Source organism: Candidatus Nanopelagicales bacterium (assembly GCA_041393815.1).
GTDB lineage: Bacteria > Actinomycetota > Actinomycetes > S36-B12 > JAWKJK01 > JAWKJK01.
Map to the genome: position 1 here is coordinate 113,964 of JAWKJK010000001.1, position 16,283 is coordinate 130,246.

Below are 16,283 nucleotides of genomic sequence, written 5' to 3' on the forward strand. Positions count from 1 at the left end.
GGCAGCGGGCACCGGTGCAGGTCGTGCTGCACGCCGACCTGCCCGCCCTGGCCGAGGCCGCCGCCTGGACCGAGGCACCCGCGGCCGGCACCGACGCCGGCACCGACGCCGGCACCGACGCCGGCACGGACGCCGGCACTGGACGCCGGGACGCACGCCGGGATGGACGCGGAGACCGGGAAACGATCTTCCGCGGAAGATCACCAACGGCGGGGCAGATCCAGCTTCGACATCGGGCTGGGCGCCCACCCCGTCCTGCTCGCCCGGGTGCTGTGCGACCAGCAGATCCGGCTGATCGCCGAGCTCGGCGACGGCCGCGGGATCGACCTGGGCCGCACCCGCCGCCGCACCACGACCCGGCAGCGCGCCGCGGTGCTACGACGCGACGGCGGGGCGTGTCGCTACCCCGGCTGCGCAGCGCGCCGGCACCTGCACCTGCACCACGTCCGGCACTGGATCCACGGCGGAGCCACCGACAGCGACAACCTGATCACCCTGTGCGGCTTCCACCACCGCCGCCTGCACGAACAGGCCTACAGCATCGCCACCCCCGACCCCGGGCGGTTCACCTTCTGGCTGCCCGACGGCCGCCCCCTACCCGAACACCCCCCAGTCCAGCCGACCCCCGGCGCGCCCCCGCTGACCCGCGACGACTCCCTACACCCCGCCGCCTACGAACTACGCAAAGCGGCCGCCCGCTACGCCCGCGGCCAACGACTCCACCTCAACGCCGCCGTCGGAGCACTCCTCGGCGCCTGACACGGGGCCTGGCCGACGGTGGGCGTGCGCGGCAGGGGGGCGTGCGCGGCAGGGGGCGTGCGCGACGGTGGGCAGGCGCGACGGTCAGGCTGCACACCGTCGCCTTCCGAGGGCCCCGGGACCGAGCCAGGCGTGCCGAGCTAGACGTACGGCGGGCGCAACGGGGCCAGGAAGTCCACCAGCGCGCGCGACACAGCGTCGGGATCCTCCACCGCGCTGAGGTGGCCGACGCCCGGCACCTCCACCAGCGTGCCGCGAGCCAGCCGCTGTGCCATCGCGTCCTGGTCCGCGCGCGGGCTCAGCGCGTCCTCCGCGCCGTACAGCACCAGGGTCGGCACCGTGAGGGACGTCAGCAGGTCGAAGGAGTCCGGCCGCGCCGCCATCGCCCGCTGCGCCCAGGCCACGGTCGCGGCGGGGGCGGCGTCGACGTACCCGGTGACCCTCTCGACGACGTCCGGCCGGGTGGCCACCGTGGTGGCCCCCAGCAGCGCGGGCAGCACCGCCGTCCGCAGCGTCGGACCGGCCGACCCCGCCGCAACCACCTCGGCGGCCATCCGCTCGCGGTTCTCCGCCGCGGCCGGCGGGTCGGCGGCGGCCTTGGTGTCGGCCAGCACGACGCCGGCGACCGGCCGAGGAGCGCGGCGCAGCATCGCCATGGTCACGTAGCCGCCCATCGACAGACCGCCCAGGACGTAGCGGTCCACGTCCAGGCGTCGCAGCAGGTCGTGCACGTCCTCGGCCATCCGGTCCACCGACGGCGGGTCGTCCCCCAGCGGCGACCGGCCGAAACCGCGCAGGTCCGGTGTGACCACCCGCCACCCGGCGGCGGCCAGCGAGTCCCGCTGGCGCTGCCACATGCTCGCGTCGCAGGGGAAGGCGTGCAGCAGCACCACCACGGGCCCGCTGCCGACGTCGTCGTACGCCAGTTCCACCGCCACGTCCGCCTCCTCCTCGCGCCCGGAACGACCACATCAACCGCCGGAACGACCACTGGGATCGACCACTCGGATCGACCAGTCGACCGCGACGGCTACGGCATCGCCGACAGGCCGCCGTCGACCACCAGCATCTGCCCCGTCATGAACCCCGCCGCGTCGCTGGCGAGGAAGACCGCCGGCTCGGCGATCTCCTCAGGCCGGCCCCACCGGCCCATCGGCACCCGCGACAGGGTCCCCTTCTCCGCGTCGGAACTGGCCCGCAGGAAGTCGGTCAGGTCGGTCTCGATCCAGCCGGGCACCAGGGCGTTGACGCGGATCCCGGCCCACGCGGTCTCCACCGCCAGGCTCTGGGTCAGCGACAGCAGCGCCGCCTTGGCTGCGCCGTAGTGGCTCATCATCGGCGCCCCGCGCAGCCCGGCGACGGACGAGACGTTGATGATCGCGCCGGTCTTCCGCTGCAGCAGGTGCGGGAGCAGCGCCTGGGTCGCGTGCACGACCGAGTCGAGGTTGAGCCGGAACGTCTTCTCCCACCCGGAGAAACGCATGCCCTGCAGCGGCATCGAGAACGAGTTGCCGCCGGCGTTGTTGACCAGGACGTCGACGTGCCCGAGTCCCTCGATCGCGCCCGCGACGGCAGCACCGAGTGCCTCGGCGTCGGTCACGTCGCACGGCAGCACCACCGCGGTGCGGCCGAGCGCCTCGACCTCCGCGGCCACCTCGCCGAGGCGGGCCGCGTCCCGCGCCAGCAGCGCCACGTCCGCCCCGGCCTCGGCCATGGCCACCGCCATCGCGTGCCCGATGCCGCGCGACGCCCCGGTGACCAGGACCCCCTTGCCGTCCAGCCTGAACCCCACGGTCGCTCCCTCTCTCGTCGTCCTCGACTACGTCCTGCCTCGGCTGCGTCGTACGTCGACTGTCCCGACGTACGTGCTGCCCGCCGGTCCGAGCGGCTCAGGCCAGGTCGCTCCAGCGCTCGGACGGTCCGTCCCACTCGGTGGGCAGCGGGGCCGCCCCGGGAAGCACCCGGGCGACGACCTCGTCCAGCACGATCCTGACGTACTTCTCCCCGACCCACAGGTGCTTCGCCCCGTCGACCGCGACCACCTCGGCCTGCGGGATCCGGGCGAAGCGGACCCGGGCCTCCGCGGGTCGCAGGAACTCGTCGTGCTCGGGCACCAGAGCGGTCACCGGCCGCCCGCTGGCGGCCCACCCGTCGAGGTCGACCGGAGCGGAGAACCGCAGCGGCGGGGACAGCAGGACCGCGCCCCGGACCGGGTCGACGTTGCCGTGCCGCAGCGCCACGTCGGTCCCGAACGACCAGCCGAGCAGCCACGGGTCGGGCAGGCCGCGCCGTACCGACTCGGCCAGCGCCGCGGCCAGGTCCAGGCCCTCCCCCACGCACGAGTCGAAGTGGCCCTCGCTGCGGCCCGCGGCGCTCACCGTGCCCCGGGTGTTGAACCGCAGCACCGCCAGGCCGGCCAGCGCGGGCAGCCGCCAGGACGCCTTGCGCAGCACGTGGCTGTCCATCATCCCGCCGTGCGTCGGCAGCGGGTGCAGGCACACCAAGGTGCCCACCGGGTCCCTGTCGAGCGGCGTGGCCAACTCGCCGACGAGTGCGAGCCCGTCCGACGTGTGCAGGGTCAGCGGCTCGCGCCGGGCGGGCAGCACCGTGTTGGCCGAGAGCGCGACGCGGGCGGACGGGGGGACCACGGGCGCCACCCTCTCGCACCGCGTCAGCGCCGTGGTGCGGGACCCCGGCGGTCGCGGGCGTTCCAGCACCCGGTGTGCCAGTGCCGGCGCTGCTCCAGTCCGTCCAGCGCCCCGACCGGCTCCACCGGCCAGGCCACCACGTGCGGGGTGGCGGGCCGGATCTCCTGGTCGCACCCCGGGCAGCGGTAGGGCTTGGTCGCCGCCGAGCCGGTGATCCGCCGGACCACCCAGTCACCGTCGGGATGCGACTCGACGTCCTCCACGGCCCCCGCGCGGGCGGGGTCCCGCGTCGGCGCAGCGGGGCGGCGCCGGTGCCGGCGTGACACGTGCTCGGGCTGCCAGTCTCGCGGCCGTCTCGGGTCTGCCTCGGGTCCGGCTCGGTCAGCCGTACGTGCGGAAGCCGCGGCCGGTCTTGCGGCCGAGGTAGCCCGCCGTGACCAGGTGCTCCAGCAGCGGGGCCGGGGCGTAGCCGGGCTCGCGGAACTCGCGGTACAGCGTCTGCTGGATGGCCAGGGACACGTCCAGGCCGACGACGTCGAGCAACTGGAACGGACCCATCGGCAGCGCGCAGCCGACCCTCATCGCCACGTCGATGTCGTCGTCCGAGGCGTAGTTGGCCTCCAGCATCCGGACCGCGTCGTTGAGGTACGGGAAGAGCAGCGCGTTGACGATGAACCCCGCGCGGTCGCCGCAGCGCACCGCGACCTTGCCGGTGCGCGCGCACACGTCCATCGCGGTCGCGGTCACGTCCGGCGCGGTCGACACGGTCTCGACCACCTCGACCAGTTTCATGATCGCCGCGGGGTTGAAGAAGTGCAGACCCACGACGTCCTGCGGCCGCGACGTGACCGCGGCCATCTCGACCACCGGGAGGCTGGAGGTGGTCGTGGCCAGGACCGCGCCGGGCTTGCAGATCTCGTCCAGGTTCTCGAACAGCACCGTCTTCACCGCGATGTCCTCGACCACGGCCTCGACGACGAGATCCACGTCGGACAGGTCGTCCAGGCTGGTCGTGCCGGTGACCCGGGCCAAGGCCGCGTCCCGCGCGTCCTCGCTGAGCTTGCCGCGCTGAACGGCCTTCTCCAGCGACTTCTTCAGGCCCGCCAGCACCTTGGCGACCTTGTCGTCGCTGCGGGCGACGAAGACGGTGTCGAACCCGGACTTGGCGAACACCTCGACGATGCCGCCGGCCATCGTCCCCGAGCCGACGACGCCCACCCGCTCCACGGTCCGCGGCTCGGCTGCACCGGGGGCGCCGTCCGGGCTCGGGGTCAGCTGGTCGGCGACGACCTTCGGGGACCCGGGGGCCTCGTAGGTGTAGAAGCCGCGGCCGGTCTTCCGGCCCTTCAGCCCCGCCGTGATCATCTGCTTGAGGATCGGGCTCGGCGCGTGCAGCCGGTCACGGCCCTGGTGGTACATCGTGTCGAGGATCTCGTACGCCGTGTCCAGGCCGATCAGGTCGAGCAGGGCCAGCGGCCCCATCGGGTAGCCGCAGCCGAACCGCATGGCGGCGTCGATGTCTTCACGGCTGGCGTACCGCTGCTCGAACATCGAGGCGGCGTGGTTGAGGTAGCCGAACAGCAGCGCGTTGGCGATGAACCCGGCCTTGTCGCCTACCACCACGGGCTGCTTGCCCAGCCGCTCGGCGACCGCGAGCGCGTCGTCGATGACGTCCTGCGAGGACACCACGGTGCGCACGATCTCGACGAAGTCCTGGACGGGGGCGGGGTTGAAGAAGTGCAGGCCGACCACCTGCGAGGGCCGCCCGGTCGCCACCGAGATCTCGGTGACCGACAGCGAGGACGTGTTGGTCGCCAGGATGGCGTCGGCCGGGGTGATCTCGTCCAGCCGGGCGAACAGGTCGCGCTTGAGCTCCAGGCTCTCCGGGACCGCCTCGACCACGAGCCCGACGTCGGACAGGTCCGCCAGGTCGGTCGACAGCCGGACCCGGCCGAGCAGCTCGGCCCGCTCCTCCGCGGTCAGCTTGTCCCGGGACACCGCCCGCTCGGTGGACGCCTCGAGCATCTCCCGGGCGTGGGCGGCGGCCTCCTCGGAGACCTCGACCCCGACGACGTCGAAGCCGTGCCGGGCGAACACCTCGGCGATCCCGGCGCCCATGGTGCCCAGACCGACGACGCCGACGGTGGTGATCTCGCGAGCCATTCCGCACTCCTCCCGAGGGGCCCCTCGGCGGGGGCCGATGCGCGCGTGTGGATGCGGATTCATCGTGTCAGGCCCCTCGGGGGGCGGCTGCGCCGGGTCCCGGCCTACGCTGCCCGCATGGCCGTCGAGACCCAGATGTTCGAGTCGCACGCACCCGGGAGCGGCGAGGTCGTCGGCCGCTTCCCCGTCCAGGACGCCGATGACGTCCGAGCCGCCGTCGATGCCGGTCGGATCGCCCAGCGCTGGTGGGCCGACCTCGGCTGGGACGGCCGCAAGCAGCGGATCATGACGTGGAAGGCGATCCTGGCCCGCCGGTCCCAGGAGCTGGCCGAGCTGGTGCACCGCGAGAACGGCAAGCCCGTCGACGACGCGCTGCTGGAGATCATCCTGTCCGTCGAGCACCTCGACTGGGCCGCGAAGAACGCGCAGAAGGTGCTGGGCCGCCGCGGCATGCGGCCCGGGCTGCTGACGGCCAACCAGCAGGCCTCGCTGGCGTACGAGCCGCTGGGCGTGGTCGGCGTCATCGGACCGTGGAACTACCCGGTGTTCACGCCGGTCGGTTCGATCGGCTACGCGCTGGCCGCTGGCAACGCGGTCGTCTTCAAGCCGTCGGAGTGGACGCCGGCCGTGGGTGCGTGGCTGGTGTCCACGTTCGCGGAGGCCGTCCCCGAGCAGCCGGTCTTCCAGCAGGTCACCGGGTACGGCGACACCGGCGCCGCGTTGTGCCGCAGCGGGGTGGACAAGATCTCCTTCACCGGCTCGACCCGGACCGGCCGCAAGATCATGGCGGCCTGCGCGGAGAGCCTGACCCCGGTGCTGCTGGAGCTCGGTGGCAAGGATGCGGTGCTGGTCGACGAGGACGCCGACGTGCGCAAGGCCGCGGACGCGGTGGCGTTCGGCGCGTTCTCCAACGGCGGCCAGACCTGCGTGGGCGTCGAGCGGGTCTACGTGCACGAGAACGTGTTCGACGAGTTCCTCGCGGCGCTCGCGGACAAGGCCCGCTCGCTGCGTCCGGGCGGCGAGCCTCGGGCCTCGTACGGCCCGATGACGATGCCTGCCCAGGTCGACATCATCCGCCGGCACGTGGCCGACGCACTGGAGAAGGGCGCCACGCCGGTCGTGGGCGGACCGCACTCGGTCGGCGCCCGGGTGATCGAGCCGATCGTGCTGGCCAACGCGCCCGAGGATTCCGCCGCGGTGCTGGAGGAGACGTTCGGACCGACCGTCGTGGTCAACCGGGTGCGCGACCTGGACGAGGCCGTGGACCGGGCCAACGCGACGCCGTACGGCCTGGCCGCCTCGCTGTTCGGACGCTCGCGGACGCGGCTGGAGGACGCCGCGTCCCGGCTGCGGGTCGGGATGGTGAGCATCAACTCGTGGGTGCTCTACGCCGGCGTGCCCTCGCTGCCGTGGGGCGGCGTGGGCGAGTCGGGCTTCGGCCGGATCCACGGGGCGGACGGACTGCGCGAGTTCGCCCGATCGAAGGCCGTGGTGCGCGAGCGGTTCGCGCTGCCCATCTCGCTGACGTCGTTTGAGCGGCACCCGGCGACGGGTGCGGCGATCCAGAAGGTCGTCGCCCTGCTGCACGGCGGGCTGCCCTGGCGGTCCCCCGGCCAGCGCTGAGACGCCGAACGGCCCCGGTGGGCGACCCCGGTCAGCGCCGCCGACATACCTGCGCGCCGTCAGAACAGCCGCAGGCCGGGGTCGTCGGCGCCGCGCAGGGCGTCGTAGTCGAGCACCACGCAGCGGATGCCGCGGTCCTCGGCGAGCACCCGCGCCTGCGGCTTGATCTCCTGTGCGGCGAAGACTCCGCGGACGGGGGCGAGGAGCGGGTCGCGGTTGAGCAGCTCGAGATAGCGGGTCAGCTGCTCGACCCCGTCGATCTCGCCGCGCCGCTTGACCTCCACCGCCACCGCGGTGCCGTCGACGTCCCGGCACAGCAGATCCACCGGGCCGATCGCCGTGGGGTACTCCCGGCGCACCAGCGTCCAGCCCTCGCCGAGCGTCGCCACATGGGTGGCGAGCAGGTGCTGCAGGTGGGACTCGACGCCGTCCTTGACCAGCCCGGGGTCCACGCCGAGGTCGTGGTCGCTGTCGTGCACCACCTCGTGCACGTCGATCCGCAGCTGCTCGCCGCCCTTGTTCACGACCGTCCAGGTGCCGATCCCGGCGTCGTCGGCGTCGATGGACAGCCGGCACGGCGGGCTCATCCAGTTCAGCGGCTTGTACGACCCGCCGTCGGAGTGCACCAGCACGCTGCCGTCCGCCTTCACCAGGATCAGGCGTACGGCCTCGGGCAGGTGCGCGTTCAGCCGCCCCTCGTACACCACCGAGCACCGCGCCACGACCACCCGCACCCGCCGCACGCTACCCGCCCGACGTGGCAGGGTGGGCGGATGGCACCGGCAGGCGACGCGGTCTCGGTACGGGCCCTGACCAAGAGGTACGGCGACCTGGCCGCGGTCGACGGCGTCGACCTGGACATCCCGCTCGGCGAGTGCTTCTCCCTGCTCGGCCCCAACGGTGCCGGCAAGACCACGCTGGTGGAGATCCTGGAGGGCTACCGCCGGCCCACGTCCGGGTCCGTGACGGTCCTGGGCGAGACGCCCGAGCACGCCGACCGTGGCTGGCGGGCCCGGATCGGCGTCGTGCTGCAGTCCGACCGCGACCTCGGCGACCTCACCGTGCGGGAGGCCGTGCGCCACTTCGCCGGCTACTACCCGCACCCCCGGGACCCCGACGAGGTCCTCGACGCCGTCGGCCTCACCGACAAGGCGACGTCCCGCAACGAGACGCTGTCCGGCGGCCAGCGTCGCCGGCTGGACGTGGCACTGGGGGTGATCGGGCGGCCGGAGCTGCTGTTCCTGGACGAGCCGACGACCGGGTTCGACCCCGAGGCGCGGCGGGAGTTCTGGCAGCTGATCGAAGGGCTGAAGGCCGAGGGCACCACGATCCTGCTCACCACCCACTACCTGGATGAGGCCGAGCACCTGGCCGACCGGGTGGGCGTCATCGCGGCCGGGCGGATCGTCGCGCTCGGCAGCCCGGAGGCGCTGGGCGGCCGACATGACGGCCGCGCCCGGGTGAGTTGGCGCGAGGACGGGGTCGCCCGTTCCGAGGACACCGACCGCCCCACCGAGCTGGTCACCGCGCTGGCGGCCCGCCTCGGTGGGGAGATCCCGGAGCTGGCGGTGGTCCGGCCGACCCTGGAGGACACCTACCTGGAGCTGGTGGACGGTGCGGGGGACGCCCGATGACCGGGTCCCGGGTGCTGGGGTCGCCCTCGGCCGCGCCGGGCCACCAGCCCGGCATGCTCGCGATCGGCCGTCGCCGGGTCGGCATCGAGCTGAAGCAGTTCTTCCGCGACCGCGAGTCCGCGGTCTTCAACTTCCTGCTGCCCGTCCTGCTGCTGGTCATCTTCGGGGCGGTGTTCGGCGGGCAGGACCTCGGCCCGTCCGGAATCACGTTCGCGCAGTACTTCGTCGCCGGGATGATCGCCAGCGGCATCGTCTACACGTCGTTCCAGAACCTCGCCATCGCGATCCCGCTCGAGCGGGAGGACGGGACGCTGAAGCGGCTGCGCGGCACTCCGATGCCGAAGGGCTCCTACTTCGCCGGCAAGGTCGGCATGGTGTTCGTCGCGTACGTGGCGCAGGTGACCATCCTGATCACCGTCGGCGTGCTGTTCTACGACATCGCGCTGCCGCAGACCGGCCTGCAGTGGTGGACGTTCGTCTGGGTCAGCGTTCTCGGCCTGATCGCGTGCACCCTGTGCGGGATCGCGTTCAGCGTGGTCCCCAAGACGGGCAAGGGCGCGCCGGCGCTGGTCACCCCGATCGTGCTGGTGCTGCAGTTCACCTCCGGGGTGTTCTTCCTGTTCAGCGACCTGCCCCCGTGGATGCAGAAGTTCGCGTCGGTGTTCCCGCTGAAGTGGCTCACCCAGGGGATGCGCAGCGTGTTCCTGCCCGAAGGGGCCGCGACGGTGGAACCGGCCGGCTCCTGGGAGCTGCCGCAGGTGGCGCTCATGCTCGCGCTGTGGTGCGTGATCGGCCTGGTGGCCGCGGTCGTGTTCTTCCGCTGGACCCGCCGCGGCGAGAACTGACCCTCGAGTCAGCCGAAGGCGCGCGGGAGGTCGTGCGCCGCCCGCACCTCGTCGACCACGCGGCCCATGATCGCGGTGGCGTCGTAGTCCTTCGGGGTGAACACGGCAGCGACCCCGGCCTGCCGCAGGGCCGCCTCGTCCGCCTCCGGGATGATGCCGCCGACCACGACCGGGACGTCGGTCAAGCCCGCGTCCCGTAGCCCGGCAAGCACCTCGGGCACCAGCTCCATGTGCGAGCCGGACAGGATCGACAGGCCCACCACGTGGACGTCCTCCTCGACCGCGGCCGCGACGATCTGCGCCGGGGTCAGCCGGATGCCCTGGTAGACCACCTCGAAGCCGGCGTCGCGCGCGCGCACCGCGATCTGCTCCGCCCCGTTGGAGTGACCGTCCAGCCCCGGCTTGCCGACCAGCATCCGCAGCCGGACGCCGAGCTCGTCGCCGGTCGCCCGCACGACGTCGCGCACCCGGGTGAGGGCCTCCCCCGCTTGGGCCACGCCGACGACGCCGGCAACACCGGTGGGAGCTCGGTACTCCCCGAACACCTCCCGCAGCGCGCCGGCCCACTCACCGGTCGTCACACCGGCACGGGCGCACCGCAGCGTGGCCTCGACCAGGTTCTCGTCGGTCTTGGCCGCGTCCTGCAGCGCCCGCAGCGCCTCTCCCACCTCGGCCTGGTCCCGGGCCGCCCGCCAGGCGCGCACCGCCTCGATCGCGTGCCGCTCCACCTCCGGGTCCACGGTCTGGATCGCGGCCTCGAGGTCGGCGAGCAGCGGGTTGTCCTCGGTCGTCGTGAACGCGTTGACGCCGACCACCACGTCCTCGCCGGTCTCGATCCGGGCGCGTCGCGCGGCGTGGGACGAGACGAGCTGCTGCTTCATGTAGCCGCTCTCGACCGCGGCGACGGCGCCCCCCATGGCCTGGACGCGGTCGATCTCCTCGCGGGCCGCGGCCACCAGCTCGGCGACCTTGGCCTCGACGACCTGCGAGCCGGTGAAGATGTCGTCGTACTCCAGCAGGTCGGACTCGTACGCCAGCACCTGCTGGATGCGCAGCGACCACTGCTGGTCCCACGGGCGCGGCAGGCCGAGCGCCTCGTTCCACGCCGGCAGCTGGATCGCGCGGGCCCGGGCGTCCTTCGACAAGGTGACCGCGAGCATCTCCAGCACGATGCGCTGGACGTTGTTCTCCGGCTGCGCCTCGGTCAGCCCCAGCGAGTTGACCTGGACGCCGTAGCGGAACCGCCGCTGCTTCGCGTCGGTGACGCCGTACCGCTCCCGGGTGATCTGGTCCCACACCTCGACGAAGGCGCGCATCTTGCACATCTCCTCGACGAAGCGCACGCCCGCGTTGACGAAGAACGACATCCGCGCCACGACCTCGCCGAAGCGCTCCGGCGGCACCTGCCCGGAGTCGCGGACCGCGTCCAGCACCGCGATCGCGGTGCACATCGAGTACGCGATCTCCTGCACCGGCGTCGCGCCGGCCTCCTGCAGGTGGTAGCTGCAGATGTTGATCGGGTTCCACTTCGGCACGTTCGTCACCGTGTAGGCGACCATGTCGGTGATCAGCCGCAGCGACGGCGCGGGCGGGAAGACGTAGGTCCCGCGCGACAAGTACTCCTTGATGATGTCGTTCTGCGTCGTTCCCTGCAGCACCGCAGGGTCGGCGCCCTGCTCCTCCGCCACGCTCACGTACAGGGCCAGCAGCCACATCGCCGTGGCGTTGATCGTCATGGAGGTGTTCATCTCGGCCAGCGGGATGCCCTCGAAGAGCTGCCGCAGGTCGCCGATGTGCGCGATCGGGACGCCGACCTTGCCAACCTCGCCGCGGGCGAGCTCGCTGTCGGGGTCGTACCCCGTCTGGGTGGGCAGGTCGAACGCGACCGACAGCCCGGTCTGGCCCTTGGCCAGGTTGCGCCGGTACAGCGCGTTGGACTCCGCGGCCGAGGAGTGCCCGGCGTACGTCCGGATCAGCCAGGGCCGGTCCTTGGTCCGGGGCTCGGCGCCGGCTGCGGGCGGGGTGGGCTCGGCCATCGGGACCTCCGGACGCCTGTGGGACCCCCGCCGCCGGGGGTCGCCGCCGTTGTTACTCGAGAGTAGCGATCCTCGGCGACCGGGTGGCGCCCCGGGGTCGCCGGGAGCACCATGACGGGGTGCCCGCGTGGAACGCGTTCTCCTTCATGTTCGGCCCGCTGATGGGCTTCCTGCTCGTCGGCGTCTTCGTGCTGCTGCTGCGCTGGGCCTTCCGGCGTGGCAAGTCCGTCGTGGCAGCCGCGCCGCGACGGGGGACCGCGCAGGAGTACGGGCTGCTGGTGCCGCTGGCCTCCCCGCCGACCTACATCGAGGGCGAGATGCTGCGACGCCGGCTCGAGGACGCCGGGATCCGGGCGAACCTCGCCGAGACGCTGGACGGCCCGCAGGTCCTGGTCTGGCCCGACGATGTGGATCGCGCCCGCCACCTGCTCGGGTAGGCCCCCACCGGCCCGCACCCGCACGACCGGCCCGACCCGTACCCCCCAGAGGCCGGCACCCCCCTACCGGTCCCACCCGCACCACCGGTCACCCGACCCGGGTGGTGTTGCAAGCCTTCGCGGCGACACGCCGCATCAGTTCGGCACACGATCCGCTTAGCGGATCGTGTGCCGAACTGAGGAACGGAGCGGGGTCAGGGGGAGCGGGGTCAGGGGGCGACGGGGTGGGGGTGCAGCGCGGCCTCGACCGGGACGCGGGTGACGTCCGCGCCCAGCGCCCGCAGCGACTCCACGAAGCCGGCGTAGCCGCGGTCGATGTGGTGCACCTCGTAGATGGTGGTCGCACCCTCGGCGACCAGCCCGGCCAGCACGAGCCCGGCGCCGGCCCGGATGTCGGTCGCCTCGACCGGTGCCCCACTGAGCGCGCTGCGGCCGCGCACGAGCGCGTGGTGCCCGTCCGTACGTACGTCGGCACCGAGGCGGACCAGCTCGTTGACGAACCGGAACCGGGCCTCGAACAGGTTCTCGGTGACCATCCCGGCGCCGTCGGCCACCGCGTTGAGCGCGATGAACTGCGGCTGCAAGTCGGTCGGGAAGCCGGGATAGGGCAGCGTGACGACGTCGACGGCGCGCGGGCGGCGGTCCATCGAGACCCGGAAGCCGTTGTCGGTCAACGAGATCGACGCCCCCGCGCTGGCCAGCTTGTTCAGCGCGATCTCCAGGTGGTGGGCATTGGCATTGGCGATCTCGACGTCCCCGCCGGTGATCGCGGCCGCCACCGCCCAGGTCCCGGCGACGATCCGGTCGGACACGGTGCGGTGCGTCACCGGCGACAGCCGATCCACGCCCTCGATCTCCAGGGTGGACGTGCCGATGCCGCCGATCTTGGCGCCCATCGCCTCGAGCATCCGGCAGATGTCGACGATCTCCGGCTCGCGGGCGGCGTTGTCGATGACCGTGGTCCCCCGCGCGGTGACCGCGGCCATCAGCAGCGTCTCCGTCGCCCCCACGCTGGGGAAGTCCAGCCAGATGGGGGCTCCGGACAGCCCCTCCCCCGCCCGTGCGAGCAGGTAGCCGTGCTCGCTGTCGACGTTGGCGCCCATACGCTCCAGGCCGGACACGTGCATGTCCAGCCCGCGGGAGCCGATGTTGTCGCCCCCGGGCAGCGCGACGTCCGCCTCGCCGCAGCGGGCGACCAGCGGGCCGAGGACGCAGATCGAGGCCCGCATCCGCCGGACCAGGTCGTAGTCGGCCTGGTGGAATGGCCGCTCCGGGACCGTGATCGCCAGCGTGGCGCCGGGCCGGTCGTGGACGACGTCGCAGCCCAGCCGGCGCAGCAGCTCGGCCATGATCTCGACGTCGAGGATGTCCGGCACCTCGGTGAGGGTGGTGGTGCCCTCGGCCAGCAGCGCCGCGGCCATCAGCTTCAGGACGCTGTTCTTCGCCCCTGTGACGCGCACCTCACCGGTGAGCCGGGTGCCCCCGACCACCCGCAGCGCCTCCATGTCGGCAGGGTAGCCGTCTGCGTGCTCCGTACCCGTCACCTAGGGTCCTTCCATGGTCAACCTGACGCGGATCTATACCCGGACCGGCGACGACGGAACCACCGCCCTGAGTGACATGTCCCGCACCCGCAAGACGGATCCGCGGCTGGCCGCGTACGCGGACGTCGACGAGGCCAACTGCGCCATCGGTGTCGCCCTCGCCCTCGGTGACCTGCCCGACGACGTTGCGGACCTGCTGAGGCGGATCCAGAACGACCTGTTCGACGTGGGTGCCGACCTGTCCACCCCGGTCGTCCCCGACCCGGAGTACCCGCCGCTGCGGGTCGAACCGGAGTACGTCACCCGGCTGGAGGAGGCCTGCGACCACTACAACGAGCGGCTGGAGCCGCTGCGGTCGTTCATCCTGCCCGGGGGCACCGCGGGCGCCGCGCTGCTGCACACCGCCCGCACCGTGGTCCGGCGTGCCGAGCGGTCCACCTGGGCGGCGTACGAGGAGCACGGCGACACCATGACCGCGTTACCGGCCCGCTACCTCAACCGGCTGTCCGACCTGCTGTTCATCCTGGCCCGCTGCGCGAACGTGGACGCCGGTGGCGACGTGCTGTGGCGCCCCGGCGGCGAACGTCAGAGCTGAGCCCGCATCCCCGACGCCCCCGGCCCCCTCGTGTTTGTGGTGCCGGTTGCGTGCGCTGTAGCGCACGCAACCGGCACCACAGAGCGTCTCGACCGGGGCGTCGGTGACGCCTGCGGCGCTAGTGCGCCTTGATGCCCTTGGCCAGCGAGGCGGTCTGGATCCGCGTCTCCGCGCGCCGGATGGCGGCCAGCTCGTCCGGGTCGTCAGCGCCCGCGGCCTTGGCCCGGTCCAGCGCCAGCTTGGCCCGGTCGATGTCGATCTCCTCGGCCAGCTCGGCGGTCTCGGCCAGGATCGTCACCACGTCGCTGTCGACGGAGAAGAACCCGCCGTGCACCGCGATGAGGACCTTGGTGCCCTCGACCGACTCGATCCGCAGCGGGCTCTCCACCAGCAGCGCGAGCACGGGCTCGTGACCCGGCAGGATGCCGATGTCACCCTCCGGCGTCTTCGCCACGACGTTCTTGGCCTTGCCCGACCACAGGTTGCGGTCGACCGAGACCACGTCGACGGTCAGTTCGGCCATCGTGGGATCAGCCCGCCAGCTTCTTGGCGTTGCGCTCCACGTCCTCGATGCCGCCGCACATGAAGAAGGCCTGCTCGGGGATGTGGTCGTACTCGCCCTCGGCCAGCGCCTTGAACGACGCGATCGTCTCCTCGACGGGGACGAACGAGCCGGGCTGGCCGGTGAACGCCTCGGCCACGAACATGTTCTGCGACAGGAAGCGCTGGATCCGGCGCGCCCGGTTGACCAGGATCTTGTCCTCCTCGGACAGCTCGTCGATGCCGAGGATCGCGATGATGTCCTGCAGGTCCTTGTAGCGCTGGAGGATCTCCTTCACGCGCGCGGCGACCGCGTAGTGCTCGTCACCGACGTAGCGCGGGTCGAGGATCCGGGAGCTGGAGTCCAGCGGGTCCACAGCCGGGTAGATGCCCAGCTCGGAGATCGGCCGCGACAGCACCGTGGTGGCGTCGAGGTGGGCGAAGGTGGTCGCCGGCGCCGGGTCGGTCAGGTCGTCGGCGGGTACGTAGATCGCCTGCAGCGAGGTGATCGAGTGGCCGCGGGTCGAGGTGATCCGCTCCTGCAGCTGACCCATCTCGTCAGCCAGCGTCGGCTGGTAACCCACCGCTGAGGGCATCCGGCCCAGCAGGGTGGACACCTCGGAGCCGGCCTGGGTGAACCGGAAGATGTTGTCGATGAACAGCAGCACGTCCTGCTTCTGCACGTCGCGGAAGTACTCCGCCATGGTCAGCGCGGACAGCGCCACGCGCAGGCGGGTGCCCGGCGGCTCGTCCATCTGGCCGAACACCAGCGCGGTCTTCTCGATGACGCCGGACTCGGTCATCTCCAGGAACAGGTCGTTGCCCTCGCGGGTGCGCTCACCCACGCCGGCGAACACCGACACGCCGCCGAAGTTCTCGGCGACGCGGTAGATCATCTCCTGGATCAGGACCGTCTTGCCCACGCCGGCGCCGCCGAACAGGCCGATCTTGCCGCCCTTGACGTACGGCGTGAGCAGGTCGATGACCTTGATGCCGGTCGCGAAGACCTCGGTCTTGGCCTCGAGCTGGTCGAAGGGCGGCGCGGACCGGTGGATGCCCCAGCGCTCGGTGATGTCCAGCGACGAGGCCGGCACGTCCAGCGGGATGCCCAGGGTGTTCCACACGTGGCCCTTGGTCACGTCGCCGACGGGGACGGTGATCGCCTCACCGGTGTCGCGTACCTCGGCCCCGCGGACCAGGCCGTCGGTCGGCTGCATCGAGATGGCGCGGATCATGTTGTCGCCGATGTGCTGGGCGACCTCGAGGGTGAGCAGGCGGGCGCCGCCGCCCTCCTCGCCCTCGCCGAAGTCCACGTCCACGTGCAGGGCGTTGTAGAGCTCGGGGATGGCGCCGTCGGGGAACTCCACGTCGACGACCGGGCCGGTGACCCGGGCGACGCGGCCGACGCCGGGGGCCGCCGTGTCGGTCGTGGCCGTCTCAGTCGTGGCGGTCATGCGAT

At 72.5% G+C, this 16,283-nt stretch carries 16 protein-coding genes; 6 read left to right on the forward strand and 10 right to left on the reverse strand.

The genetic code is table 11. The features are described 5' to 3' along the window. The first annotated feature begins 162 nt into the window (after positions 1-162). The gene (locus tag R2737_00510) at positions 163-759 is read left to right on the forward strand and encodes an HNH endonuclease signature motif containing protein (GenBank protein ID MEZ5114719.1); all 597 of its coding nucleotides are present in this window, start codon (positions 163-165) and stop codon (positions 757-759) included. Between the two features lie 140 nt (positions 760-899). Here R2737_00510 and R2737_00515 read toward each other — a convergent pair whose 3' ends face one another. The 5 genes from R2737_00515 to R2737_00535 all read right to left on the reverse strand — a co-directional run bounded on the left by R2737_00515 (position 900) and on the right by R2737_00535 (position 5,570). Continuing rightward, the gene (locus tag R2737_00515) at positions 900-1,697 is read right to left on the reverse strand and encodes an alpha/beta hydrolase (GenBank protein MEZ5114720.1); all 798 of its coding nucleotides are present in this window, start codon (positions 1,695-1,697) and stop codon (positions 900-902) included. Between the two features lie 92 nt (positions 1,698-1,789). Then, positions 1,790-2,551 (reverse strand): SDR family NAD(P)-dependent oxidoreductase, encoded by a 762-nt coding sequence (locus tag R2737_00520; protein ID MEZ5114721.1) that lies wholly within the window; start codon positions 2,549-2,551, stop codon positions 1,790-1,792. 97 nt (positions 2,552-2,648) lie between these two features. Beyond that, on the reverse strand, positions 2,649-3,407 hold the full coding sequence (locus R2737_00525; GenBank protein ID MEZ5114722.1) for a hypothetical protein: 759 nt from the start codon (positions 3,405-3,407) through the stop codon (positions 2,649-2,651). A gap of 23 nt (positions 3,408-3,430) precedes the next feature. Beyond that, positions 3,431-3,733, reverse strand: coding sequence for a hypothetical protein (locus tag R2737_00530; protein ID MEZ5114723.1), 303 nt, complete (start codon positions 3,731-3,733; stop codon positions 3,431-3,433). A gap of 55 nt (positions 3,734-3,788) precedes the next feature. Next, entirely contained in the window at positions 3,789-5,570 is a 1,782-nt protein-coding gene (locus R2737_00535) for a 3-hydroxybutyryl-CoA dehydrogenase (GenBank protein ID MEZ5114724.1), read from the reverse strand. A 117-nt stretch (positions 5,571-5,687) separates the two neighbouring features. Here R2737_00535 and R2737_00540 point away from each other — a divergent pair, with 117 nt between their 5' ends. After that, positions 5,688-7,193 carry an aldehyde dehydrogenase family protein gene (locus R2737_00540; protein MEZ5114725.1) on the forward strand — a complete coding sequence of 502 codons (1,506 nt, stop codon included), beginning with the start codon at positions 5,688-5,690 and terminating at the stop codon, positions 7,191-7,193. 59 nt (positions 7,194-7,252) lie between these two features. Here the strand turns inward: R2737_00540 and nucS are convergent, their stop codons facing one another. Then, complete coding sequence (gene nucS / locus R2737_00545) at positions 7,253-7,927, reverse strand: endonuclease NucS (protein MEZ5114726.1); 675 nt, start codon at positions 7,925-7,927, stop codon at positions 7,253-7,255. Between the two features lie 39 nt (positions 7,928-7,966). Between nucS and R2737_00550 the strand changes: the two genes are divergently transcribed. Further along, entirely contained in the window at positions 7,967-8,827 is an 861-nt protein-coding gene (locus tag R2737_00550; protein ID MEZ5114727.1) for an ABC transporter ATP-binding protein, read from the forward strand. Beyond that, complete coding sequence (locus R2737_00555; GenBank protein MEZ5114728.1) at positions 8,824-9,672, forward strand: ABC transporter permease; 849 nt, start codon at positions 8,824-8,826, stop codon at positions 9,670-9,672. The genes R2737_00550 and R2737_00555 overlap by 4 nt, the downstream gene beginning before the upstream one ends. A gap of 8 nt (positions 9,673-9,680) precedes the next feature. On the opposite strand, the gene R2737_00560 is transcribed toward R2737_00555, so the two are convergent. Continuing rightward, complete coding sequence (locus R2737_00560) at positions 9,681-11,708, reverse strand: protein meaA (GenBank protein MEZ5114729.1); 2,028 nt, start codon at positions 11,706-11,708, stop codon at positions 9,681-9,683. A gap of 119 nt (positions 11,709-11,827) precedes the next feature. Here R2737_00560 and R2737_00565 point away from each other — a divergent pair, with 119 nt between their 5' ends. Continuing rightward, positions 11,828-12,145: a hypothetical protein gene (locus R2737_00565; protein ID MEZ5114730.1), complete on the forward strand. Its 318-nt coding sequence runs from the start codon at positions 11,828-11,830 to the stop codon at positions 12,143-12,145. A 209-nt stretch (positions 12,146-12,354) separates the two neighbouring features. Here the strand turns inward: R2737_00565 and murA are convergent, their stop codons facing one another. After that, positions 12,355-13,650 carry a UDP-N-acetylglucosamine 1-carboxyvinyltransferase gene (murA, locus tag R2737_00570; GenBank protein ID MEZ5114731.1) on the reverse strand — a complete coding sequence of 432 codons (1,296 nt, stop codon included), beginning with the start codon at positions 13,648-13,650 and terminating at the stop codon, positions 12,355-12,357. A 52-nt stretch (positions 13,651-13,702) separates the two neighbouring features. Here murA and R2737_00575 point away from each other — a divergent pair, with 52 nt between their 5' ends. Next, on the forward strand, positions 13,703-14,284 hold the full coding sequence (locus R2737_00575) for a cob(I)yrinic acid a,c-diamide adenosyltransferase (GenBank protein MEZ5114732.1): 582 nt from the start codon (positions 13,703-13,705) through the stop codon (positions 14,282-14,284). Positions 14,285-14,402: 118 nt separating this feature from the next. Here R2737_00575 and R2737_00580 read toward each other — a convergent pair whose 3' ends face one another. Then, positions 14,403-14,807 (reverse strand): F0F1 ATP synthase subunit epsilon, encoded by a 405-nt coding sequence (locus tag R2737_00580; protein MEZ5114733.1) that lies wholly within the window; start codon positions 14,805-14,807, stop codon positions 14,403-14,405. Between the two features lie 7 nt (positions 14,808-14,814). After that, positions 14,815-16,278 (reverse strand): F0F1 ATP synthase subunit beta, encoded by a 1,464-nt coding sequence (gene atpD, locus R2737_00585; protein ID MEZ5114734.1) that lies wholly within the window; start codon positions 16,276-16,278, stop codon positions 14,815-14,817. Positions 16,279-16,283 lie beyond the last annotated feature (5 nt).